This is a genomic window from Enterococcus sp. S183_ASV_20, assembly GCF_018919685.1.
Taxonomy (GTDB): domain Bacteria; phylum Bacillota; class Bacilli; order Lactobacillales; family Enterococcaceae; genus Enterococcus; species Enterococcus faecalis.
Window position 1 is genome coordinate 1 of the sequence record NZ_JAHLRI010000038.1, and the last position, 20,800, is coordinate 20,800.

Sequence of the window (20,800 nt, forward strand, 5' to 3'; positions counted from 1 at the left end):
ACAAAAAGTCAGCAATTTTTTGCGTATGTTTGGGCCATTTTCCCAGTCATCGCCTTTTTTTTGGTTAGTTTTTATACATTGGATTTTTTATTTTCCCCAAGCTATTTAATTATGGTGCCTGTATTTACTATTATGTTTAAAATTAACTATAAAAAAGATTATTCGTTTGTAGCGCTGCTCAAAATGAGTATCAGGCAATTTGTGATCAGTTTTTTAGCATTTATAGCCAGTAGTTCCTTTAGCTGGTCTATTATTTTAAATAGTAGTGTGACATTTTTAATTGTTTATTTATTTTATTCATCTGCGACACCGATGCGGTATCATAGTTATTTGATGATGTTTACGTTTTGTCAGTTAATCCAGGTTAAAGGAAATACATTTTTGATGCAATCTCAAGTTGTGGCCTTTTTAATTGGTCTTTTTTTATTGGCTTTAACACTAAACGCTTGGTGGCAAACAGGATTAAGTCAGCTTACCAGCTTAAAGAGTAGAGGCCATAAAAGCATTCAATTAAATATGAAACAACAAAAATTGGCGGTTATTAATTTCTGGCACGACTTACAACAGACTTTTTTTGGGATTACAAGTTTCAAACAATTTTTAGAAAGTCCTGACGAAAGGGTGCAACGATTTCGTTTAGCTATTCGTATGAGTTTCACCATTACGCTGAGTTTTATTTTAATGTGGAGTGTAGGAGGCATTAAAATAATTTGGATTCCGATGAATGTTTTTCTACTCTTGCATCCAGTGAAAGCAGAAATGAACACGCGTATTAAGACACGTTTTTTGGGGACTCTTTTAGGATGTTTCCTTAGTCTGTTTGTTGTCAATTGGCTTCAATTGCCACTGACACACCTCGTTGTTTCTAGTTTGATTGGCATTTTTGTTTATGCCCTAAAACCAGGAACCGTGTTACAAGTGACAATGGCAACGATTTTTGGGTTATGTTTGGCAACAATTAGTTTACGAGGGATGTACGCCGCAGAGTTGCGTGTCTCTTTTGTATTATTGGCAATTTTTGTTGTTTGCTTAATTGATTTAGGTTTATTTGTTTATCAGCGTATTTTACGTTTTTAAAAAGTGTGGCACAGAGGGTGATTTACCCGTTGTGCCACACTTTTTAATTTTCTAAATTCGTTAATTTTTCCAAGTAATGATTTTCTATTTGCGGAAAATCTATTTTTTCTGGTGCTGCATCAGGAGTTTCAACTACTTGCTTCAAGCGGTTGAGAACAATTGACCAACCAGCGATATCTTTATGGCGAGGTGTTGTAAAATTTTCTGGGAGAGATTCTGAAAAGACTAACAGGGTCTGATGAGGTGCTTGTTCTTTTAAGTCAAAATAGATGACACCAGTATCCCAAGTCACGCCCAGATATTTTTCCTCTGCATAGTCAGTGAAAGACATTGTTTCTTCAAAATCGGGCAGAATAAACCGCCAAAACCCGTTAACACCTAATTCACCAATTTCTAATTCTGGAAACCATTGTTTTAGCTTGTCTGTCTCAGTCAGGTAGCGCCAAATCGTTTGAGGGCTGGCTGAAATTGCCCGTTCTGTACCAAAATAAATCGTCTGGTTTTCTAAGCGAAAGGTATCTTTCATTTTGTTTCTCTCCTTTATTTATTATTCATGAAGTTCTAAAGGTAGTCCATCTGGATCAAAAAAGAAGGTCATTTTTTCACCCGTAAAATCATCTACTCGTAGCGGTTCTGTTTCAATTCCTTGTTCATTTAAAAAAGCAATCACTTCTTCAATATGTTCAACTTTAAAAGCTAAATGACGTAATCCTAAAGCTTCAGGATAAGAGGGGCGAGCGGGAAATTGATCAGAAATAAAAATTTCCAATTCTTGGCTGCCTAATTTTAAATCTAATTTAATATCGTTTTTTTCGGGACGATGATTTTCGCGAAGAACTTCAAAGCCCAACTTTTCGACATAAAAATTTTTAGTTGCTTGATAATTTGAGGCATTGATTGCCACGTGATGAATTTCTTTAAAAAACATTTTTCATACTCCTTTTCGTTTTTTCCCTCTGTAGTATAGCAATAAAGAAGCAGCTAAAAAAGCGTTCTGTTTGACTCTTTAAGAAAAGACAAGGGATTTGTAAAAAAATAAAATTATTTTTTTGAAAGAAAGCGCTTGCCAAAAAAAGAATAATCAAGTATGATGTATATACAACTTAATTGTATATACAAGTTTGAGAGGAGAATGTAAAATGGGTAAGTTTCAAAGCGATGCACAGCAGTTGTTGAAAGCAGTAGGAGGCAAAGAAAATATTTCAGCTGTTTCTCATTGTGCAACTCGAATGCGTTTTGTATTAAAAGATCCAAAAAAAGCGGATGTACCTGTGATTGAAGATATTCCTTCTGTAAAAGGAACCTTTACAAATGCTGGACAGTTTCAAGTAATTATTGGGAATGAAGTCCCACAATTTTATAATGATTTTTCTGCAATTTCCGGTTTAGAAGGAGTTTCAAAAGAAGAAGGGAAAGCAGCTGCCAAAAGTAATTTGAGTCCTGTTCAACGAGTTGTTTCTGTTTTAGCTGAGATTTTTACACCATTGATTCCTGCACTTGTTATCGGGGGATTGATTTTAGGGTTCCGCAATATTTTGGAAGGGGTTCCATTTGGCTTTCTTGATGGTCAAACAATCGTGGAAGTTTCTCAATTTTGGAATGGAGTCAATTCATTCTTATGGTTAATCGGCGAAGCAATTTTCCACTTCTTGCCAGTTGGGATTACGTGGAGTATTACGAAGAAAATGGGAACCACACAAATTTTGGGGATTGTCCTAGGGATTACATTAGTCTCACCACAACTTCTGAATGCTTATTCAGTTGCGACGACTAAAGCAGCAGAAATTCCTTTCTGGGATTTTGGGTTTGCACAAGTTAACATGATTGGTTATCAAGCGCAAGTTATCCCAGCCATGTTAGCCGGCTTCTTGCTTGCCTATCTTGAAATTTTCTTTAGAAAAGTGATTCCTCAAGCAATTTCAATGATTTTTGTCCCATTGTTTGCTTTAGTACCAACAGTATTGGCTGCACATGTCATTTTAGGACCAATTGGTTGGACGATTGGTAGTTGGGTTTCTGATATTGTAAATGCAGGATTAACGTCAACATTTAATTGGTTATTTGGCGCCGTCTTTGGCTTTATGTACGCACCATTAGTCATCACTGGGTTGCATCATATGAGTAATGCTATTGATTTACAGTTGATTGCTGACTTTCAGTCAACCAACTTATGGCCAATGATTGCTCTATCAAATATTGCACAAGGTTCAGCGGTTTTAGCAGTTATCTTTATGCATCGTGGAAACAAAAAAGAAGAACAAGTTTCGATTCCAGCAATGATTTCTTGTTACCTAGGTGTGACTGAACCAGCGATGTTTGGGATCAACTTAAAATATGTTTATCCATTTGTTGCGGGCATGATTGGTTCAGCAATGGCCGGAATGTTTGCCACTTTAATGGGCGTTCGTGCGACAAGTATCGGCGTCGGTGGCTTGCCAGGAATTTTATCTATTGTGCCACAATATTACTTGCCGTTTTTAGGCGCAATGGTGATTGCCATTATCGTACCAATGGGCTTAACTTATATTTTCAGAAAGAAAGGCATCTTTAATAAAGTCGATCCAGTTGATGAAGCAACAGGGATGTTATACAGCGAAGAAGGGTAATCGCTTTTTGAAGTAAAGAAGAATTCGTAGACATTTTTCTACGAATTCTTCTTCTTTTTATAGAAACTATTGGCTTTTTTCTCTCTTTCAGTTAGACTAAAAAGGTTGAGAAAAGGAGAGCGTAAAAATGGATATTTATTTAAAAAAAGCAATTTTACACATTATTGATCGAGAAACTGGGACGCCGGTTTTTTCTGAAAAGGAACTAGATTTAACGACTGAGTATATTCGAACGTATTTAACTGCAAAAATTTCAAAACTTTCGACTGCACAAACAAAGACTGGAACATTGGCGGAAAATAGTTCCTTTGTTGATACGTTACGTGGGATTCCTAGTGATTTTGTGAAGAAAAGCCAAGAAGTTACCCAACATTGGTATGATGTTTATTCAGGAAGCGAAGATGCGCCTAGTGCTGATATTTTGTTCATTTTATATGAATTAGATACGGTGTTACATGTCGCAATGATTAAATTAAACTATAAAGAAAGTTACACGCATTACGTCGACTATGAGGAAGAATCCGTTTATAACAAACTGATTATCAACCGAGCAATTTTGTCTTCAAAATCACAAAAACCAGATGAAGGGATTACGGTTGACTTAGATACATTAGCGTTTGAATTACTAGAGAAAAGATATGAATTTTCAGGAGAAAAAATCTGGTATTTCTCTGAAAAAGTGATTGAGACGCAAGCGGCACCTTCCATGGAAGAAAATATCAAAGAAATTAAAAAGGCAGTCAAACGCATTGGAAAGAAATTTAACGAAGATGAGTTTGAACTAATGGCTTCGGTAAAAGAAGCGGTATATGATAGCATTGAGGAAACGGGAACGATTGACAATGAGCAAATTGCTGATCAAGTGTTTAAAGAAAATGTATCAGCTAAATTAGCTTACCAAGAAGAAGTGAATGAGTCGAAGTTTGTCGACAAAACACCGCCAGTCAGAGAATCTCGCGAAATTTCTGAAAAGAAATTTGGCAAACAAAAGTTAAAAATGGATAACGGTATTGAATTAATTGTTCCGTTAGATGTTTACCGCAATGGCGATTTAATTGAATTTGTTAATAATCCAGATGGCACAGTGTCCATCATGCTAAAAAATATCGAAAAAATTAGTAATCAATTATAAAGAAAAAACCGTTGGTCGCTTGCCAACGGTTTTTTCTTTATTTTAATTTTTCTAAAGCTTTTTCAGGGACTTCTTTTTCTGTCACTTCATTCCAGCTGATCACGCCTTTACGGGGATTAACTTTCAATTTTAGATAGGCTTTCATACGCAAAGGTTGATCACGGGATTCGTTTAATTCCACGGTTTTTTCTTCACCGTTTTTATTAAACGCAGGTTGTTGATAGTAATAAATGGTCATTGCTTCACCAGAATTTGTTTTTTCATCTTTCTTTTCACCAGATGTTGTGATTTGTGTATAATAGGCTTCTCCACCGTAATAGTAATTATAAACGCCCCAGCTACCACCGGCTAAAATGACTATGGGAATTAATATTTTTAGTAATGTTTTCATTTTCCTCACCTCAAGGAATAGTATGCCTTTTTTTTAGGAAATTTGCCATATTTTTTTCCGTTAATTGAGTGACAATTTTGTTAGTTTCGGTACTTTCTTGAAAAATTCATCATTTTTTTAAACAAAAGACAACGTTTGTCGCTCCCTTTTTTTCACTATCATGCTACAATGAAGAAAAAAAGATGGAGGTAGAGGACAATGATGCCCTTTTATTTTGGAATCGATCCAACCTATATATTGGTAATTATCGGAATTGCGATTTCTGGTGCGGCCTCCGCATATGTTAACAGTACCTTTCGTAAATATGATCAAGTACGAAGCAGTAAACATGTTACAGGCACGCAGGCAGCACAATATATTTTACAAAAAGAACAAATTAATGATGTTGGAGTTCAGCAAATTGCTGGTGATTTAACTGACAATTATAATTCTGGAAACAAAATGTTGAGCTTATCCGAAGCCACTGCTCAATCGACATCGGTTGCGGCTATTGGCGTGGCGGCTCATGAATGCGGACATGCGGTACAAGATCATACGAACTATGTGCCTTTACGTCTTCGTGCAGCTATTGTTCCAGTTGCCAACATTGGCTCAACCATTTCCTTTCCACTAATTTTGATTGGTGTTTTATTTAGTTGGAATCAAACATTAATCAACATTGGAATTTTGGCTTTTTCATTAGCCTTGATTTTTCAATTGGTGACTTTACCGGTGGAGTTTAATGCGTCTAGACGTGCGTTAAGTATTCTTTCTGAAGGTGGGTTATTAACAGAAGAAGAAGTTCCAATGGCCAGAAAAGTTCTTTTTGCAGCTGCACTTACCTACGTAGCAGCGGCGCTTTCGACCTTTTTACAACTTTTACGTTTGGTTATTTTATTTGGTGGCAATAACCGACGAGACTAAGTGCTAGTAAAGGTCTTTCTATTACGCATAAAATTAATAATATGTTATGATTAAAGTAGAAAATAACAGAGGAGCTGAAGGAAATGAAAGCATCAACAAAAATTGGTATCGGTTTAAGCATTGCTGCAGTTGCAAGTGTCTCTGTTGCAGTTATCGCTTCTGAAAAAATTATTAAGAAGGTATCTCATGTTTCCAATCGTTATAAAGTTAAAAAGTTTGTAGACGATAAATTTGATGGAAACCAAAAATTATTATCGATTGTCGATGATTTATCCGATGATGAATTAGATTCTGTTTTAAATGTTGTTGATCGTGTGAAAGATGGCGGTTCAAAATTAGCTGAATATGGCGAAAAAGTTAAAGACAATACAGATTCTTTAAAAGAACGCTTTTTCACATTTATTGAAGATGCAATGAAGTAAAAAAGATGGCCTAGGCCATCTTTTTTTTATAAAAATAATTCTTTTGTTTCAACATAATAGCCTCTGCCACCAACTAGAACTTGATCAATTGTCTTTTGAGGTGTAGTGTTCAAACGCACTAAGACTTCTGAAGGAGCGTTTAAGGTATAACCTTGGGCAAAAGTGTAATTGGTTTTTTGTAAAATTTGGTGATGGTGCAGATAACAAGCTAACGCACCGTTTGATGTACCAGTAGCGGCTTCTTCATCGATGTCATAAAGGGGCGCAAAATTCCTACAAATGATATTTTCTTCAGACAAAGCAAAAAGATGCATCCCAATAACTCCATACTTTTGACTAAGTAACTTAATTTTTTCAAAGTTTGGTTGTAAATCCTGTAATAATTGCGCATTTTTAATGGGAACCAAAATATCTTTTAGGCCCGTTGACACAATCTGGATAGGAAAAGCAGTTGCCACTGCGTTTAAATCAAAGCAGCCGCTCAATTCTTCTAAAATGAGCGTATCATAAAAAGTTGGGACAGTTTGTTCCATAAATAGTTGTTCATCGTTCGCCGTGATTGCGAGCAAACCGCTGTTCGTTTCGATTGTATATGCTGTTTGCAATAATTTATTTAAGTGCTTCATAATGGTGAAAGCGCCAATTGTCGCGTGGCCACACAAGTCGACTTCTTCTTTTGGTGTAAAATATTCAAGGCGGAAATCAGCAACCTTTGAGTCTGAAATAAAAGCAGTTTCTGCAAATCCTAGTTCTTTGGCGATGGCCATTTTTTGGGTTCTCGTTAAGGGCTGTGTCATAAAAACAACGCCTGCTTTGTTGCCACCTTCGTGGTTTTTACTAAATGCACTAGCGACATATGCGGTAATTTTCATTGGAACGCCTACTTTCTAATTGGGAATAAAAAACATACGAGTAAAAAACGGATGTACTACTTTCTTAATAACAAATAACAAAAGATTAAATCATCCATTTTTTTTAAAGATAAGCCAGTTTGTTCAAAAAACTTTTCCAAACGATAGTGTAAAGTATTTCGATGCATAAATAAATCTTTTGCAGTGGAGCTGATATTGCCTTGATTTTTCCACAAAGCGCTGATGATTGGCTGAATATCGGTGTCTTTATTTAATAAACGACGATAATACTCAACAAGTACATTTTGGCTCATGGCTTCTTTGGTAAAATAGTGGAGGGCGACATCGGTTAAACTAAAAACAGTCGTCCGACTAGAGGAATTAAGTTCTTCTGAAAAAATACGTTGTTCTTCATGGAAACAACGCCGGAGAATGTCTTCAGAGGAATAAAAATTGCCAACAAATACAGCACTAGTGCAATCAAAGTCTGTATCTAATGTTAAAAAGATCCCTTGAATTTCTTCTTGTTGAAAGGTATTTTTTGACTGTTCTTCAACTAAAATATACATATTATTACTTGGACTGAAGCAATCAACTGTATCTGGAAACATCTTTGTTAAATTAAATTGCCATTCGGCTTGTAATTCTTTTGTGACATTCGTCTGAATTTGCAACATACGAAAGGTCCCTTCGGCAGGTAATTTTGCCTGTTGAAATAAGTAACTGAACCAAGGATGGTTACCAGTAATGGTTGGGTTTTCAGAAATCGGGAAAAGCGCTTCCAACAAATGCTGTTCTTTAATGCTTAAGAAAGCTTTATTCACAATGAAAAATTGGTCGTCAACAGGAATTGAATAGGTGGCTTCGGAACCAATTGTTTTTGATAAATAGCCTTTGGGATAAAGCTGAGATAAATTTTCAATAATCATAGACACACCTCACTGATTTATTGTACCATGAAGCAAGACAGAAGTTTAGTGGGAAAAAGCCGAAAGGTGGAAATTAATTGGGAAAAAAAGAAACAACGTTAACACAAGAAGAAAAAGAAATTTTTATGCGAGAAGCCATTGCAGAAGCGAAAAAAGCAGAAGGTTTGGCTGAGGTGCCTATTGGAGCTGTAATTGTTCGGCAAGGGGAAATTATTGGCCGCGGGCATAATCTGAGAGAAGCACGGCAAGAAGCAACAGCGCATGCAGAAATGTATGCAATCCAAGAAGCGTGTCGCGGGATAGAAAATTGGCGTCTAGAAGAAACCCAATTATTTGTAACTTTAGAGCCTTGTCCAATGTGTAGTGGGGCGATGCTTTTAGCACGAATTCCAGAAGTTTATTATGGCGCAACTGATCCTAAAGCAGGCACTGCTGGGACTTTGATGAATTTATTAGAAGATGAACGCTTCAATCATGTGGCCTATGTCGAAGCAGGCGTTTTAGAAGAAGAGTGTCGCTTATTGCTAGTTCAGTTCTTTAAAAAGTTACGGGCAAAGAAAAAAGAAGAGAAACTTTTAAAAAATCAAAAGAAAGACTAGTCAAAAGAATAAAAATACGTTATACTAGGTTTTGCCGAAAGGCTAGGACAATGGCGGGCTAGTGAATTGTGTCAGATCCGGAAGGAAGCAGCACTAAGCAAGTGCCGCCATGTGTCTGAATTATAGTTGATATCAAAGGCTTTAAGCCTTTTTTTATTTGTTTTGAATTAAAAAAGGGGCACGAAAGGGGCAATTACTTGCCATATTTATTTAGAGCTTCTACCAGATTTGTTTTAGCTTTTTTTGTAACATGAGTATAAATTTTTAAAGTTGTTTCCGTGTCAACGTGGCCTACACGTTCCATTATTGCTTTTACTGGTACATTTAATTCTGCAAGTAGTGAAATATGAGAATGTCTAAAAATATGACTTGATATAGTTTTGTTTATTTTATTTTTACCTAGACTTTCATTAGCTTTCTTTAGAGAGGCATTAAATGAATTAACTTGAATTGGTCTGCCTGTTTTGCCAACAAATAGATAATTTGTTTGCTCTTTGAATTTTATTTCTCTTTCTAAAATTAACTCTTCGATTATTTTCACAGCTCTATTTGATAATTCTACTTTCCTGAATGATGCTAGAGTTTTAGGTAATTCTTTTGTAGCGTTTTTATAACCATTAGAATAATCCAGAGTCCCATTAACTAAAATAGCATGTTCATTTTTTACATAATCATTTATAGTAAGACTAATTGCTTCACCAGCTCTTAATCCAGTTAAATACATAAACTCTGCTAAACGACCATGATGGACACTTTGAAATGTAGAATAATAATAGTTTAATAATTGATAAACCTCTTTCTCTTCGAGGTATTTACTTTCTATATTTTCAAAATTTTCTTTTGTTAGTGGGGGTTTAACAACTTTCACTCTATTGATAGGATTTTCATCAATCATCCCCATGTCTTGTGCATAAGTGAAGGACATGTTAAGCACACTTTTGAATTTTTTCTTATACTCCCACGAATGCGGTAAATCATTAATAAAGTCTTGGAAAAATTTTGTATCTGTGTTTCTTATGAGTACATCAACATTCATATTGGAAAATATATATTTTAAAATTTTTCCGTAAGCTTTAACTGATGTTTTCCTAATAGATAATTGATGTTGTTGCCACCAGCTATTTAAGAGATTCTCTAATGATACTTTTTTTTGCTCTTTTTTCTCCATTCGATTATTAATCTTATCCTGTAATTCCATCATCGCTTGTTTTTTCGCTTGGTTAGACTTCGAATTAAGTGTAACTGAAACGCGTCGATATTTTTCTGTGTATGGATCTTTATATCGCTCAAAGTATTTAAATTTTCCATTAGGAAGTTCCTCGATCCACAATGTTAAAACTCCTTTCGAATGTATGTTCTCAAGTATTGAAAAAAGAAAAGCCCAAAGGCCATTCCTTTTACTTAAATAAATCCCAAAAGCTAAAAGTTGTTTTATTATATACTTTATTATACATAGCTTTCTTTGGGTTCTTAATGAAACCAGTTCCTTTTTGCCCATAACCAGGAATTACTGCTTTTTTAAGCTTACGTTTAGCTTTTCCAGTAGTACGAGCACTTATTGATTTTTTTATACTTGGTTTACGCATTCCTACTTTCATGTAAAACACGTCCTTTTATATATTATTTAAGGCATAAGTTATTTCCGAATCGGTAAAACCTTCATATAACAACTGGTCTTTTAATTTTTCTTTAGAGATATCCATACTTTCCATATACTCTTTAGCCTTATTTACTGCTTGTTTATTCCAATTGGTAGATATATTTTCTACTGCAAAGTTTGCTGCTTCATCAGAAAATTTTTCATACTGAAGTTGTTTATATAAGCTAATTTTTGAAAAAGAGCTGTGGTTAATATACTCTTCAGCTTTTATCTTTGCATTTGTGTATTCCAGAGGAACTTTACTAGATTGTGAGGAAGAAGAAGTTGTTTCTTGCGCCTTTTTATCTTTACCAGATAGTACATCTGCTAATAATTCGTCTAAATCATTACTATTTAAATCATTGTTAAAAACAAAAGTGACAAATTTATTATCATCTATTGAATTTTCAGATTTACTAGTATATTTTTTTGAATTATCTGGAATACTATTTTCTAAAACAAGAATTAAATCATCAAACTTTTTTTCTACTACGCTATTTGCAAGTCTCATAGTAGAAAAAATGGTTAGCGCAGAAGGCTGTTTTTCATCGGTTTTTGTGAACAAAGCAAAAGCAATCGGTGACAAACTTTCTTTAAATATTTCAACTTTTAGATTTTTTGATGTCAGATAGGAATCATACTTATTAGTAAGTTCATATTTACTTTCGGTCAATTCATTTAAATTAGATTCTATTATTTTTTTTGAATCTATTCCCAATTTATTTTCAGGTATTTTGGTAGTTTGTTTTTTTTCATGGGTTTCCACTTCTTTTGTTTTATCATCGTTACCACTGGCACTACAACCTGATATAAAAATAATAGGTAGTAGTAGTGAAGTTAAAATAACCCTTTTTTTCATTTTTAAAACTCCTCATTTCTGATATAATGTATTTATTGAATAATTCTCATAAATGAGGAAAGAGTTCCGTGTTGTAGCACGGGGCTTTTTTATTGTAAATTTGTATTTAAAATCATGACTGATAAATCATTAAACTCAAAAATTCTTCCTTTATAAAAATGGGTATCACCAAATTTTTGCCGATAATAGGCGAGTACATTTTTTAGCGTTTCAACGTCTACCCCTAAAAATTCAGCACATGTGTAATGATTACTGAAGCCTGATTCTGAACACTTAATTAAATCATCCAAAGTGACTAATTGTTCTAAAGCATATTGTCTAGCTTTTAGTTCTTGTTTGCGATTTTCTAAACAATCCTGGTTTAATATATCGCCAAACGAAGTATCATGGTGACCAAGTTCTTCAGCTAGCACATTTCTTTTTTCACTTAGACTCAACGATTTTTCAATATAAATTCTACCATCACGGTACAACCCATAGCATCCAGTATATTGAAACAAATCTGTTTCAATAACTGGTGCTTTTTTCTGTACCTCTGACACCAACAGTTCATATTCGTTCATAAAATACTCCTGAAAATTATTCTTTATCATCTGATTCATCATCAAAAAGATGTTTGCATTCTTTTTGCTTTTTATCATAATCAGCATCCACTTTATCTAGAAATTGATTAATTTTAAATTTCTCTTCATCAGTAAATACTTTATTGGGATCTGGTGAATGCGCAGCTAAAGTATCGTATTTTTTCTTGTTAATGTTAACTACATTATTAGAAGCTTTGTTTTGTTGCACCAATTGCTCTTTAGCAGTCTCATATACAATTTTTTGTCTTTCTGGCTCTAGAATATTATAAATAGATTCTAGAGATGAAGGGTCACTGTTTTCTTTGTAAGTAGTATCGATATCACTTTTTTTGATTTTAAAATAATCAGCTATTCTTTGGATTACACCATGAGAAGGGTTTGACCTAAGATTCATATAATCGCTCATTGTTGATGGAGATATTCCGATTTCTTCAGCTAATTTTTTTTGTGTAATATTACTTTCTTTAAGATACTTTTTTATGTTAGTTGCTATTATCTTATTACGTTGTTTGTCTTCCACGATAACACCTCCTTATATTTCATATTATACGAAAAAATCGTAAGGATGTAAATATATAAATACGAAAAAAACGAATTTTATTATTGACAATACGAAAAAATCGTATTATAGTTATAGCATAGAAAGGAGGGATTAGATATGAAAACATTAAAAGAATTAAGAGTTGAGTATGGGTTGACTCAAGAAGAATTGGCTGACTTGTTTAAAGTGACTTCTAGAACTATTCAAAATATGGAAAAAGATTCATCCAATATAAAAGATAGTTTACTAAAAAAATATATGGATGCCTTTGCCGTAAAATATGATGATATTTTTTTAGGCAATGAATACGAAAATTTCGTACATTTGGAAGAAAAGAAAAAGTCTATTATTTTAACCTTTAAAAATAAGCAGTTAACTTAAAAATTCAAGCAACAAATAAAAAGGAGGTAATAAAAGAAATGTCACAAATCACACTAGCAAAGACTATCGAAGTACAGCAAGCGTGGATGGCAAAAGATGAAGCAATTATTTATTTTGGCTATCAGCATCACAAACCAACATTTCAAAAACTGCTGAGAGAGTTTAAGGAACATAATGATTTTAAAGATGGTTATAGACTCGTTACATCATGCATGCCAATTATTCATATTCAGAAATTTGATGAATTTTTGGTTTGGCGGGAAAAAAACAAGTATAAGCGAAACAAATAAACGTTACAGGAGGAAGAAAATGGCAGACTTAGTAATTATGAAAAATGAACAAGCAGTAACAAGTAGTTTACAAATTGCAGAGACATTCAATAAAAATCACCGAGATGTTTTAGCAGCAATTGATGATTTAAAAGAGGGGGTTGCGGAAAATTACGCAGACCTATTTTACGAAGATACCTACATTCATCCACAAAACAAACAATCCTATCGCCAAGTTGTTATGAATCGCGACGGCTTCACTTTGTTAGCAATGGGGTTCACTGGTCAAAAGGCATTGCAGTTCAAAATGAAATATATTGAGGCTTTTAATCAAATGGAAAATCACATCAAGGAACAATTAGACACGTCAACTTTAAGTCCAGAACTACAATTCATGAATAGCGTAGTCCAATCACTCGCAAAACAAGAAATCGCGAACAAACGTCTTGAACATAAGGTGGATAACATCACGGATATTATCGCTTTAAATACAACTGATTGGCGTAAAGAATGCCGTAGCTTGGTTAACAAGATGGCAAAAACACAAGGCGAGTTTGGTGCTTATCAAGAAATACAGACAGCGATTTATGACGAAGTAGATCGTCGAGCTGGCTCATCGTTGAAAACACGTTTAACCAATTTAAAAAACCGCATGGCTGGTGAGGGTGTTTCCAAATCTAAGCGGGACAAAATGAATAAATTAGATGTGATCGATAGTGACAAACGATTAAAAGAAATCTATTTAGCGGTTGTTAAAGATTTTGCCATTAAATACGGAATCTGGAAGGAGAATTAGGATGGATATTGAAGAAAAACGAGCATTAGGGAACTTTTTAAGTACTATCATTTCTGAAGAATCAGCTAACCAATTGGTAAATCTGGAAGGGCAAAAATTAAAAGATGTTTACTACACGTTGCAGGAACAAATGGAATACGAAGGTATTGCTCCTGAAGAACCGACAGTAAAAAGTGTTATTAATGAAATTCGGGAGTTACTAGAAATTACCCCAAGTGCTGATTTTGGGATTGAAGATTATCAAGACCTTATTTATCAAAAAGTAGATATGTTAAGTAGCATATTAGGTATCGAATAGGAGGGAATTTAAAATGAATAACGAAAAAAAAACAAAATATGACGAAACAAAAGAACATTACTTATCAAAATTTAAGCGAAATAATGACGTTGAAAAATTTGGTTTCTCAAAAGAAGCTGAAAAAGCTGGGAAAATAATTTTAGATGAACTAAAAAATAGAGACTTAACGTATGATGACGCATACGCAAGTCTCCAATGGGCATATAACAAGCTTCAATATGAATCAAATTTTATTAGTATCCGATAAATTTAGCATTGTTATTGAGTTCAATTGATAAAACTTCGAAGTTGTCATCAGCTAGCAACATAGAGTCTAGTCTTGTTCCACTTTCTAGGAAATGTACATTTTTTACTAGGGTAGTTACAGGTTTCTGTGATTCGAACTTCAAACTGTTTTCAGAAACAAAATCAAGCACTTTTTTTAGTAGTAAATCTGGACGCGAAAAAGCTTGTTTTGTAGAAAATATACGACTTTCTACAGAACTTCTCCAAATTGAAAAGAGTTCTGTAGCTAAACAACCATTAATCGTTTTTTTCTGAATATCAAAGTCATAGTCAAATTCTTCTAATGAAATATGCGTTTTACTGTCATTCAACGGCAAGAATTCAGCAGTTAAAAGTTTTCCTTTGTAATTCACAACCAGAGAAAATTCTTTCTTTTCATTATCTTTAAACTGCATCGCATAAAGAAGGTAGTATACGGCTTGTACTTGGCTTAAATTCATATTATCACCTCACTTTCATAACTAATTATATCAAAGATTATAACCAAAGGAGGATTTTAAATGTCTAAAGAAAATATCCAAGATAAATATCATGAATCTTTAAAGGAACGGAATATCACAGACCCATACAAAGAACTGGCTGAACGTCTCATCGGAGTCAAACAAAGTTAGGAGTGTCAACATGGCTTATACAATAGAACAAGAAAGCTGGATACTCAACCAAATCAAAAAAGAGCGGAAACAGCTACAAGACGACCGAGCAGCACTTAGAAAGTCAGAGCAACTAACAGAAGGAAAAGCCTATCAAATTGAAAAAGAACTCGAATTTTTAAGATACTTAGAGATTCAAAATAGAATGCATATTTAAGGAGAAATGAAATGAGAAAAATTTATAACTTAAGAAGAATTGCAGTACTGCTTATTGTTTTCGGATTGGGTCTGCTAGTGGGTGGAAACTTTAATCCAATCATCCAAAATGTGTATATTGGATTGTTCATTATTTGGACATTATTTTATGACTTAGCTCTTGAAGATAGAGAGGTAAATAAATGACAAGGAAAGAAAAACTACAGCAAACCAAAAAACTTGCTGATTTATGGTACCGGCAACAAAAAAATCAGATATATATAGCGCAACAAAAAGAGAGAAGAGGGATTTAGATGTTTCAAGCGGTTGGCAAAGATAGTTTAAAAATTTATGTTGTCGAGAAAACGAAAGCCCTGGTATTTCAAAATCTGAAAGAAAAATATCCAGACACTGCGATAAATAAGGCAGTATTTCCAGAAGCGTTATTTATCCAAGAAACAAAAAAGTGACTTCCGCCGGCAAGCAAAAAGTCACAAACAAAATTAATTGATAGGAGAATTATAGCATGAGAGTGGAAGTGGATTCAATGCAAAGAATTGTCTTAATTGATAATCATTCACCTTATGGATCACTGATTTTTGAAAAGGATGCTATTAATAATCATGTTGCTGTTTACCAAGATAGCGAAGATGAAGAAGTTAGATCAGTATTCGAAAGTTTAGATGAAAGTGCTTATTTTAAAAAAGTTGAATTAATTGAAGGGCTAGAAAAAGTTCTTTCGTTGTTGAAAGAGGAGGAACAAAATGAATAATTACAGTGAAAATTTAGAAAAACTTTTTGATGGGATGTATAAGCTGAAAAGCAAATTAATCCAACCAAAATTTGACGCAGAAGTGGCATACTCAACGAAAAAAGGTGGAATGAATTTCCAATATGCAACTCTTAAAGCAATTGAAGAAGCAATTAGAAAAGCTGCACAAGAATCTGAAATTGGAATTGATTTCCAACAAAATGTTGTCAATGAAAATAATGCGTTAAAAGTCACAACAATTATCACTCACATAAGCGGGCAGTATATCATTCATGGTCCATTTGAATTCCCAAATAGTGACACTAATCCACAAGGGCTAGGAAGTTTAACGACATACGCAAGACGTTACTCGCTTTCGGCAGCGTTTGGAATTGCAGCAGATAAAGACGATGATGGACAAACAGCAGCTGAAAAGAACAGCGATACTTCAAAAGTTGATTTGATTAGCGGTAAACAGTTAGCTACGTTAAACGATCATATCCGACAACTTTCTGAGTTATCGAATTCTGAACTTGACTATGTGCGGAATGAGCTAAGTAAAGAATTGAATGTAGATGTCAATGAAAATATGCCAGCTAGCATGTTCAAGAAAGCTATGGAAGTTCTGAAGCAATGGATACAACAATTCCAACCACAACCAGAAGAAAACATTACATGGGGGCAAAACTAATGACAAACGAATTAACAACAGAATTGCAGTTTAGTGTTGATTTTAAAGCCAGTGAAATTACCATTCAAAACGAAGTGCAGCTAGCTTCGATTGTCGACAGTGCTGTTGAACATTATTCAACAATGATTTTTACAGATGAGAATATTCCCGACGCAAAAAAAGCTAGAGCAGATTTGAAAAAAGTATCTGATTTACTAGAAAACCAACGAAAAAATATAAAAAAAGAATACAGTGAACCTTTAAAAAAATTCGAGGACAAAATAAAAAAATATACTGGTAAAATCAATCTAGTGCGCTCAAGCATCGATGAAAATATTAAGTCTTATGAAGAAACCGAACGCAATAAACGAAACGAAAAGCTTCAAGAAGTAATTGCTGAAATGTCTGAAAACTATGGTGTTGATATCAATGAATTTGAAATTTCGGATTCATGGTTAAATAAAACATCTTTCACTGCTAAAGGTGAATTAACCAAAAAAACTATTGAAGACATCGCAACAGTAATGTATTCAGCAGCAAAGGAAAAAGAGCGTATCAAAAACGATAAGCTCATTGTTGAAAATTATGCTAAGGCAGTTGGCCTTGACTCGTTTTCTTGGGTCGCATTAATCGATAAAGGGTCTACTGCACCAGAACTGATAAAAGAAATTGATTCCGCCGTTGCTTTAAAAAAAGAACAAGAAGAACGTGAAAGAGCAAAAAGGGAACACGACGAAGCCATTGCTGCTTTGAAAACTGAAACAATCAACAATAAAACGGTTGACACTGCGACAGGTGAAATCATCACGGAAAAAGCGCCAAAAACCAGCAAAAAACAACAAGAGAAAACAGTTACGTTAAGACTAACAGCAGAGCATCAAAAGTTAGTTGCTCTAAACAATTTTATTATTAATAACGGGATTCAAGTGGAAGTGATTGAATGAACCTAAACAATGTTTATTCTGCTGTTATTAAGAGTTTGAAAAACAACTCAATAACAGCAGTAATAAACGAAGCAATAAATATTGAACGATTAAAAACCATGTATTTTGATTATACAGGGCCAAGAGAAGTTGAAATAAGATTTATTGATCCGAGAAAATTTAGTGTTGCCCAACGTCGATTTATCTTTGCAATGCTAGAGGACATATTCTCTTTCACAGGGCAAGAAACGGAAGTGTTAAAGGAAATGTTCTATCTCAGGTTTGAAGCGTTACAAGGCTATGAAATTAGCCTCAGAAACGACTCAACGAACACAATGGACGATGCAACCATTTTAGCGAACATTATCTTGAATTTCATCTTTGAAAATAATATTCCTTTCAAAAAAGGGTACGACATTTTACCAGCAAATCAAGAATATTACTTTTATAAATGTATCACTAACCGAGTTTGTTGTATTTGTGGCAAAACTGGTGCAGATATTGACCATTTCGATAAAGCGCTAGGTCGACGCAAAAGAAAAAGCGTTGACCATACAGAATACACTTACGCTGGTTTATGTCGATGCCATCACACAGAAAAACACAACATTGGTATTACAGCATTTAAGAAAAAATATCATGTTAAAGGGATTAAATTAAATCAAGAAACAATAAAGAAATTGCATATTGGAGTTTAAATGGAAGGAGGGCATACGTTGTCAGATAAACAGAAAAAGCGTTATTACTGGCTTAAATTGAAAGAAAACTTTTTTGAAGAAGACACAATCGAATGGTTAGAAGAACAACCCAACGGAAAAGAGTACTGCTTAATATACCTAAAATTATGTTTGAAATCTTTAAAAACTGATGGGGTGTTAGTAAGGAACGTTGGCAGCATGTTAATCCCTTACGATGCCGAGACACTCGCTAGGGTCACAAATTCCACCGTCGACACTGTAAAAGTTGCGATGGATTTATTTAAGAAAATAGGACTAATACAGTTGCTCGATACTGGTGAAATATATATCAATCAACTTAATGAACTAGTTGGATCTGAGACAGAAGCAGCCAAACAAAAACGCTTGCAAAGGTCAAAGGTGGACAATGTCCCTAAATTGTCCTCTGAATGTCCTGAAAATGTCGCCCAGAGTATAGAGTTAGAGTATAGAGATAAGAGTATAGAGAAAGATAATAAAGAAGAGCCAAAGAAATCTCCTTGTAAATATTCTGACGAACATTTACGTCTTGCTCAAAAATTACAAAATAATTTAATCAATGATTTTCCGAGTGAAATGAAAAGAGTGAACATTGAAAAGTGGGCTGACACGTTTAGGCTAATCGAAGAACGAGATCAACAAACTATTGCAGCAATTGACTATGTTCTTGATTGGTTACCGACTAATTCATTCTGGTTTGGAAACATTAGAAGTGCTTCTAAACTAAGAACACAGTTTGAAAAACTAAAATTTGAAATCAAGAATGAAAAAGAACGTGGTCAACAACGAGCGGCTTACCAACGTCAAAACGTTAGGACTGAAAATTTACCAGAATGGGCAAAAGAACCAAATAATCAGCAAGAAGAAAAGCTATCGCCAGAAGAGCAAGCTGAACTTGATAGACAAATAAAAGAATACTTGGAGGGAAAATAATGCGAATTATCCTACCAATTGAACCAAAGCCACAAAGTCGCCCGAGGTTTGCAAGGCGTGGGAATTATGTCCAAACCTATGAAGATAGCGCTATGAGAGCCTATAAACAAAAGGTAAAAGCGTATCTACGAAAGACAAAACCAGAATTGATTGAAAAAGGGGCTATTTTTACGCATATTACGTTTTACATCGCTGCCCCTAAATCTCTATTAAGTTCTAAAAAGAAACGCTTAGAAGTGGAATTATAGTGGAAATATTGCGATAAGAAACCTGACTTGGATAATTATTTCAAAGCAGTCACTGATGCTGCCGAAGGTATTTTATATAAAAACGATGTTTGTCAAAAGTTGTACAGTATACGACCACGAACAGAACTAGAAATTACAAGTTTGGAGGAACAAGTGTAGTGGGTAAAACGGGTAAACAGATCAAAGAGAATTATTCGGTTAGAAAGCGAGTAAAGAAGATGCTTAAATTTAAAGAATTTAATATTCAATTATTCGACGTTCACATTTATATAAAAAGGCTAAGTAGTTTTAAAACCAACAAAAAATAGTATAAAAAAACTAACTAGTTTCCGCTAGCTAGTTATAGATACATTTTCATCTAAGATAGAGACAATTAATAATACATTACTATGAAATTTAAGGCAACAAAAAAAGCCAGCTGACCACTAGCTGACTTATGTGGTAGAAACAACTGTTTTCCGCCAGTTGTTCTTTAGGTGTGAGTTAGCACTTTCCCCAAATAAAGTGCTATTAAAAAGCCGATTAAAAATCGACAATAAATCTCTTGCAGAGACGTGTACTACTATTAACTGTTTACCAGAAGTTAATGTAGAAAAGGAGGAAATTTATTTCATAAATAAAATCCCCAAGAAAGTTAAAGTGATTATACCATTGAAAAATAGATTTGAAAATACTTTCTATGCCAAAAATATTTATTAGATGGAAAATAGCAAATGAATAAAGATGATGTGAAAGATGACGAATGGAAGATTGTAAAATATTGTAGAATTATTATTGTTTTCTTTATAGTCAACCAATAATTTGTTGACTACAAACATGTATGAGTGATGAATATTTTGATAAATAAATAGCCAGTCGGTTTCCGCCGACTGGCTGAGAAGTGAATAGCTATTGGAATAGTATTCTTAGTATAATTTATATCATATAGAGTCGCTGATGAGCAAAGGATAAGCATTACTTATATATATTTGGATAAATAAAAAAAGCTACTTAGTTTCCGCTAAGCAACTCTTAAATGATGATATGTTTATTATAAATTATTATACCACAAAAGGAGCGATTTCACTTGATTAAATTGCTAAGAGAAGTAGATTTTCGACAAACAAAAGCGAATGCCAGAAATGTGTTGAAGAACTTTAGACGTTTAGAGCGAATAGCTGGTCGCTCTTTGATAGATTTAAAATCACCAATTATTACAGATATGCCTAAAAG

Annotated in this window: 31 protein-coding genes, 1 other RNA gene and 1 pseudogene; 22 read left to right on the plus strand and 11 right to left on the minus strand. The window is 34.0% G+C overall.

The genetic code is table 11. The features are described 5' to 3' along the window. The coding region (locus KQI94_RS11435) for an FUSC family protein (RefSeq protein WP_253296173.1) at positions 1-1,077 on the plus strand (1,077 nt) is incomplete at its 5' end. Positions 1,078-1,120: 43 nt separating this feature from the next. Here the strand turns inward: KQI94_RS11435 and KQI94_RS11440 are convergent. Further along, on the minus strand, positions 1,121-1,603 hold the full coding sequence (locus KQI94_RS11440) for an SRPBCC family protein (RefSeq protein WP_002369019.1): 483 nt from the start codon (positions 1,601-1,603) through the stop codon (positions 1,121-1,123). 21 nt (positions 1,604-1,624) lie between these two features. Next, the gene (locus KQI94_RS11445) at positions 1,625-2,005 is read right to left on the minus strand and encodes a VOC family protein (protein WP_002356864.1); all 381 of its coding nucleotides are present in this window, start codon (positions 2,003-2,005) and stop codon (positions 1,625-1,627) included. 211 nt (positions 2,006-2,216) lie between these two features. Here KQI94_RS11445 and treP point away from each other — a divergent pair, with 211 nt between their 5' ends. Continuing rightward, positions 2,217-3,683 carry a PTS system trehalose-specific EIIBC component gene (treP, locus tag KQI94_RS11450; RefSeq protein ID WP_002383776.1) on the plus strand — a complete coding sequence of 489 codons (1,467 nt, stop codon included), beginning with the start codon at positions 2,217-2,219 and terminating at the stop codon, positions 3,681-3,683. Between the two features lie 127 nt (positions 3,684-3,810). After that, positions 3,811-4,815 carry a nucleoid-associated protein gene (locus KQI94_RS11455; protein ID WP_002389942.1) on the plus strand — a complete coding sequence of 335 codons (1,005 nt, stop codon included), beginning with the start codon at positions 3,811-3,813 and terminating at the stop codon, positions 4,813-4,815. A gap of 37 nt (positions 4,816-4,852) precedes the next feature. Here the strand turns inward: KQI94_RS11455 and KQI94_RS11460 are convergent, their stop codons facing one another. Next, positions 4,853-5,206, minus strand: coding sequence for a YxeA family protein (locus KQI94_RS11460; protein ID WP_002387247.1), 354 nt, complete (start codon positions 5,204-5,206; stop codon positions 4,853-4,855). A 198-nt stretch (positions 5,207-5,404) separates the two neighbouring features. On the opposite strand from KQI94_RS11460, the gene KQI94_RS11465 reads away from it, so the two are divergent. Both KQI94_RS11465 and KQI94_RS11470 read left to right on the plus strand, forming a co-directional pair. Continuing rightward, positions 5,405-6,109, plus strand: a complete 705-nt coding sequence (locus KQI94_RS11465; protein WP_002384290.1) for a zinc metallopeptidase — start codon at positions 5,405-5,407, stop codon at positions 6,107-6,109. Positions 6,110-6,192: 83 nt separating this feature from the next. After that, complete coding sequence (locus KQI94_RS11470; protein WP_002356871.1) at positions 6,193-6,531, plus strand: hypothetical protein; 339 nt, start codon at positions 6,193-6,195, stop codon at positions 6,529-6,531. Positions 6,532-6,557: 26 nt separating this feature from the next. On the opposite strand, the gene KQI94_RS11475 is transcribed toward KQI94_RS11470, so the two are convergent. Then, the gene (locus tag KQI94_RS11475; protein WP_002369023.1) at positions 6,558-7,403 is read right to left on the minus strand and encodes a PhzF family phenazine biosynthesis protein; all 846 of its coding nucleotides are present in this window, start codon (positions 7,401-7,403) and stop codon (positions 6,558-6,560) included. Positions 7,404-7,459: 56 nt separating this feature from the next. Further along, a complete protein-coding gene (locus tag KQI94_RS11480) occupies positions 7,460-8,311 on the minus strand; it encodes a helix-turn-helix domain-containing protein (protein WP_002383772.1) in 852 nt (283 codons plus the stop codon). 77 nt (positions 8,312-8,388) lie between these two features. Between KQI94_RS11480 and tadA the strand changes: the two genes are divergently transcribed. Further along, complete coding sequence (gene tadA, locus KQI94_RS11485; protein WP_002369024.1) at positions 8,389-8,910, plus strand: tRNA adenosine(34) deaminase TadA; 522 nt, start codon at positions 8,389-8,391, stop codon at positions 8,908-8,910. Between the two features lie 37 nt (positions 8,911-8,947). Continuing rightward, positions 8,948-9,044: signal recognition particle sRNA small type (ffs, locus tag KQI94_RS11490), an RNA gene on the plus strand. Between the two features lie 59 nt (positions 9,045-9,103). On the opposite strand, the gene KQI94_RS11495 is transcribed toward ffs, so the two are convergent. The 5 genes from KQI94_RS11495 to KQI94_RS11515 all read right to left on the minus strand — a co-directional run bounded on the left by KQI94_RS11495 (position 9,104) and on the right by KQI94_RS11515 (position 12,512). Then, positions 9,104-10,240 (minus strand): site-specific integrase, encoded by a 1,137-nt coding sequence (locus tag KQI94_RS11495; protein ID WP_002369025.1) that lies wholly within the window; start codon positions 10,238-10,240, stop codon positions 9,104-9,106. A 67-nt stretch (positions 10,241-10,307) separates the two neighbouring features. Further along, positions 10,308-10,508, minus strand: a complete 201-nt coding sequence (locus tag KQI94_RS11500; RefSeq protein ID WP_002389940.1) for a hypothetical protein — start codon at positions 10,506-10,508, stop codon at positions 10,308-10,310. A gap of 15 nt (positions 10,509-10,523) precedes the next feature. Further along, complete coding sequence (locus KQI94_RS11505) at positions 10,524-11,408, minus strand: Ltp family lipoprotein (RefSeq protein ID WP_002369027.1); 885 nt, start codon at positions 11,406-11,408, stop codon at positions 10,524-10,526. A gap of 89 nt (positions 11,409-11,497) precedes the next feature. Continuing rightward, positions 11,498-12,013 carry an ImmA/IrrE family metallo-endopeptidase gene (locus tag KQI94_RS11510; protein ID WP_002389937.1) on the minus strand — a complete coding sequence of 172 codons (516 nt, stop codon included), beginning with the start codon at positions 12,011-12,013 and terminating at the stop codon, positions 11,498-11,500. Further along, positions 11,988-12,512 (minus strand): helix-turn-helix domain-containing protein, encoded by a 525-nt coding sequence (locus KQI94_RS11515; RefSeq protein ID WP_002369030.1) that lies wholly within the window; start codon positions 12,510-12,512, stop codon positions 11,988-11,990. Before KQI94_RS11515 ends, KQI94_RS11510 begins: the two co-directional genes overlap by 26 nt. 138 nt (positions 12,513-12,650) lie before the next feature. Between KQI94_RS11515 and KQI94_RS11520 the strand changes: the two genes are divergently transcribed. From KQI94_RS11520 to KQI94_RS11540, 5 genes are read left to right on the plus strand one after another with little or no spacing between them, the layout of a single operon-like run. Continuing rightward, entirely contained in the window at positions 12,651-12,914 is a 264-nt protein-coding gene (locus KQI94_RS11520; RefSeq protein WP_002369031.1) for a helix-turn-helix transcriptional regulator, read from the plus strand. A gap of 38 nt (positions 12,915-12,952) precedes the next feature. Next, entirely contained in the window at positions 12,953-13,204 is a 252-nt protein-coding gene (locus tag KQI94_RS11525) for a hypothetical protein (protein ID WP_002369032.1), read from the plus strand. Between the two features lie 19 nt (positions 13,205-13,223). Next, positions 13,224-13,979: a Rha family transcriptional regulator gene (locus KQI94_RS11530; RefSeq protein ID WP_002369033.1), complete on the plus strand. Its 756-nt coding sequence runs from the start codon at positions 13,224-13,226 to the stop codon at positions 13,977-13,979. A gap of 1 nt (position 13,980) precedes the next feature. Next, positions 13,981-14,277: a hypothetical protein gene (locus KQI94_RS11535; RefSeq protein ID WP_002369034.1), complete on the plus strand. Its 297-nt coding sequence runs from the start codon at positions 13,981-13,983 to the stop codon at positions 14,275-14,277. A 13-nt stretch (positions 14,278-14,290) separates the two neighbouring features. Beyond that, positions 14,291-14,524 (plus strand): hypothetical protein, encoded by a 234-nt coding sequence (locus KQI94_RS11540; RefSeq protein WP_002369035.1) that lies wholly within the window; start codon positions 14,291-14,293, stop codon positions 14,522-14,524. On the opposite strand, the gene KQI94_RS11545 is transcribed toward KQI94_RS11540, so the two are convergent. Then, on the minus strand, positions 14,511-15,002 hold the full coding sequence (locus KQI94_RS11545) for a hypothetical protein (protein ID WP_002369036.1): 492 nt from the start codon (positions 15,000-15,002) through the stop codon (positions 14,511-14,513). The two genes, KQI94_RS11540 and KQI94_RS11545, sit on opposite strands and share 14 nt — an antisense overlap. Before the next feature lie 181 nt (positions 15,003-15,183). Between KQI94_RS11545 and KQI94_RS11550 the strand changes: the two genes are divergently transcribed. From KQI94_RS11550 to KQI94_RS16580, 10 genes and pseudogenes are all read left to right on the plus strand, one after another. Beyond that, positions 15,184-15,369 (plus strand): hypothetical protein, encoded by a 186-nt coding sequence (locus tag KQI94_RS11550; RefSeq protein WP_002369038.1) that lies wholly within the window; start codon positions 15,184-15,186, stop codon positions 15,367-15,369. Between the two features lie 11 nt (positions 15,370-15,380). Further along, complete coding sequence (locus KQI94_RS11555) at positions 15,381-15,554, plus strand: hypothetical protein (RefSeq protein ID WP_002369040.1); 174 nt, start codon at positions 15,381-15,383, stop codon at positions 15,552-15,554. Between the two features lie 107 nt (positions 15,555-15,661). After that, positions 15,662-15,817 (plus strand): hypothetical protein, encoded by a 156-nt coding sequence (locus KQI94_RS11560; RefSeq protein ID WP_002369041.1) that lies wholly within the window; start codon positions 15,662-15,664, stop codon positions 15,815-15,817. A 56-nt stretch (positions 15,818-15,873) separates the two neighbouring features. Beyond that, positions 15,874-16,119 (plus strand): hypothetical protein, encoded by a 246-nt coding sequence (locus KQI94_RS11565; protein ID WP_002369042.1) that lies wholly within the window; start codon positions 15,874-15,876, stop codon positions 16,117-16,119. Continuing rightward, on the plus strand, positions 16,112-16,789 hold the full coding sequence (locus tag KQI94_RS11570) for an ERF family protein (RefSeq protein WP_002369043.1): 678 nt from the start codon (positions 16,112-16,114) through the stop codon (positions 16,787-16,789). Before KQI94_RS11565 ends, KQI94_RS11570 begins: the two co-directional genes overlap by 8 nt. Next, positions 16,774-17,712: a DUF1351 domain-containing protein gene (locus KQI94_RS11575; RefSeq protein ID WP_002389933.1), complete on the plus strand. Its 939-nt coding sequence runs from the start codon at positions 16,774-16,776 to the stop codon at positions 17,710-17,712. Before KQI94_RS11570 ends, KQI94_RS11575 begins: the two co-directional genes overlap by 16 nt. Further along, positions 17,709-18,389 carry a putative HNHc nuclease gene (locus KQI94_RS11580; protein WP_002369045.1) on the plus strand — a complete coding sequence of 227 codons (681 nt, stop codon included), beginning with the start codon at positions 17,709-17,711 and terminating at the stop codon, positions 18,387-18,389. Before KQI94_RS11575 ends, KQI94_RS11580 begins: the two co-directional genes overlap by 4 nt. Next, a complete protein-coding gene (locus KQI94_RS11585) occupies positions 18,390-19,340 on the plus strand; it encodes a phage replisome organizer N-terminal domain-containing protein (RefSeq protein ID WP_002389931.1) in 951 nt (316 codons plus the stop codon). Beyond that, positions 19,340-19,747 (plus strand): annotated as a pseudogene (locus KQI94_RS11590) (RusA family crossover junction endodeoxyribonuclease). Before KQI94_RS11585 ends, KQI94_RS11590 begins: the two are co-directional and overlap by 1 nt. A gap of 907 nt (positions 19,748-20,654) precedes the next feature. Continuing rightward, positions 20,655-20,800: ArpU family phage packaging/lysis transcriptional regulator (locus KQI94_RS16580; RefSeq protein ID WP_275970753.1), on the plus strand; the 146-nt coding region annotated here is incomplete at its 3' end.

What these genes read in the sequence shown, in the direction of transcription:
- KQI94_RS11475 (WP_002369023.1), bottom strand. Translation starts at nt 7,403, where the DNA reads ATGAAAATTACCGCATATGTCGCTAGTGCATTTAGTAAAAACCACGAA.
- KQI94_RS11460 (WP_002387247.1), bottom strand. Translation starts at nt 5,206, where the DNA reads ATGAAAACATTACTAAAAATATTAATTCCCATAGTCATTTTAGCCGGT.
- treP (WP_002383776.1), top strand. Translation starts at nt 2,217, where the DNA reads ATGGGTAAGTTTCAAAGCGATGCACAGCAGTTGTTGAAAGCAGTAGGA.
- KQI94_RS11465 (WP_002384290.1), top strand. Translation starts at nt 5,405, where the DNA reads ATGATGCCCTTTTATTTTGGAATCGATCCAACCTATATATTGGTAATT.
- KQI94_RS11505 (WP_002369027.1), bottom strand. Translation starts at nt 11,408, where the DNA reads ATGAAAAAAAGGGTTATTTTAACTTCACTACTACTACCTATTATTTTT.
- KQI94_RS11555 (WP_002369040.1), top strand. Translation starts at nt 15,381, where the DNA reads ATGAGAAAAATTTATAACTTAAGAAGAATTGCAGTACTGCTTATTGTT.
- KQI94_RS11445 (WP_002356864.1), bottom strand. Translation starts at nt 2,005, where the DNA reads ATGTTTTTTAAAGAAATTCATCACGTGGCAATCAATGCCTCAAATTAT.
- KQI94_RS11540 (WP_002369035.1), top strand. Translation starts at nt 14,291, where the DNA reads ATGAATAACGAAAAAAAAACAAAATATGACGAAACAAAAGAACATTAC.
- KQI94_RS11470 (WP_002356871.1), top strand. Translation starts at nt 6,193, where the DNA reads ATGAAAGCATCAACAAAAATTGGTATCGGTTTAAGCATTGCTGCAGTT.
- KQI94_RS11580 (WP_002369045.1), top strand. Translation starts at nt 17,709, where the DNA reads ATGAACCTAAACAATGTTTATTCTGCTGTTATTAAGAGTTTGAAAAAC.
- KQI94_RS11440 (WP_002369019.1), bottom strand. Translation starts at nt 1,603, where the DNA reads ATGAAAGATACCTTTCGCTTAGAAAACCAGACGATTTATTTTGGTACA.
- KQI94_RS11565 (WP_002369042.1), top strand. Translation starts at nt 15,874, where the DNA reads ATGAGAGTGGAAGTGGATTCAATGCAAAGAATTGTCTTAATTGATAAT.
- KQI94_RS11575 (WP_002389933.1), top strand. Translation starts at nt 16,774, where the DNA reads ATGGGGGCAAAACTAATGACAAACGAATTAACAACAGAATTGCAGTTT.
- KQI94_RS11560 (WP_002369041.1), top strand. Translation starts at nt 15,662, where the DNA reads ATGTTTCAAGCGGTTGGCAAAGATAGTTTAAAAATTTATGTTGTCGAG.
- KQI94_RS11525 (WP_002369032.1), top strand. Translation starts at nt 12,953, where the DNA reads ATGTCACAAATCACACTAGCAAAGACTATCGAAGTACAGCAAGCGTGG.
- KQI94_RS11520 (WP_002369031.1), top strand. Translation starts at nt 12,651, where the DNA reads ATGAAAACATTAAAAGAATTAAGAGTTGAGTATGGGTTGACTCAAGAA.
- KQI94_RS11570 (WP_002369043.1), top strand. Translation starts at nt 16,112, where the DNA reads ATGAATAATTACAGTGAAAATTTAGAAAAACTTTTTGATGGGATGTAT.
- KQI94_RS11500 (WP_002389940.1), bottom strand. Translation starts at nt 10,508, where the DNA reads ATGAAAGTAGGAATGCGTAAACCAAGTATAAAAAAATCAATAAGTGCT.
- KQI94_RS11530 (WP_002369033.1), top strand. Translation starts at nt 13,224, where the DNA reads ATGGCAGACTTAGTAATTATGAAAAATGAACAAGCAGTAACAAGTAGT.
- KQI94_RS11480 (WP_002383772.1), bottom strand. Translation starts at nt 8,311, where the DNA reads ATGATTATTGAAAATTTATCTCAGCTTTATCCCAAAGGCTATTTATCA.
- KQI94_RS11510 (WP_002389937.1), bottom strand. Translation starts at nt 12,013, where the DNA reads ATGATGAATCAGATGATAAAGAATAATTTTCAGGAGTATTTTATGAAC.
- KQI94_RS11585 (WP_002389931.1), top strand. Translation starts at nt 18,390, where the DNA reads ATGGAAGGAGGGCATACGTTGTCAGATAAACAGAAAAAGCGTTATTAC.
- KQI94_RS11535 (WP_002369034.1), top strand. Translation starts at nt 13,981, where the DNA reads ATGGATATTGAAGAAAAACGAGCATTAGGGAACTTTTTAAGTACTATC.
- KQI94_RS11550 (WP_002369038.1), top strand. Translation starts at nt 15,184, where the DNA reads ATGGCTTATACAATAGAACAAGAAAGCTGGATACTCAACCAAATCAAA.
- KQI94_RS11455 (WP_002389942.1), top strand. Translation starts at nt 3,811, where the DNA reads ATGGATATTTATTTAAAAAAAGCAATTTTACACATTATTGATCGAGAA.
- KQI94_RS11545 (WP_002369036.1), bottom strand. Translation starts at nt 15,002, where the DNA reads ATGAATTTAAGCCAAGTACAAGCCGTATACTACCTTCTTTATGCGATG.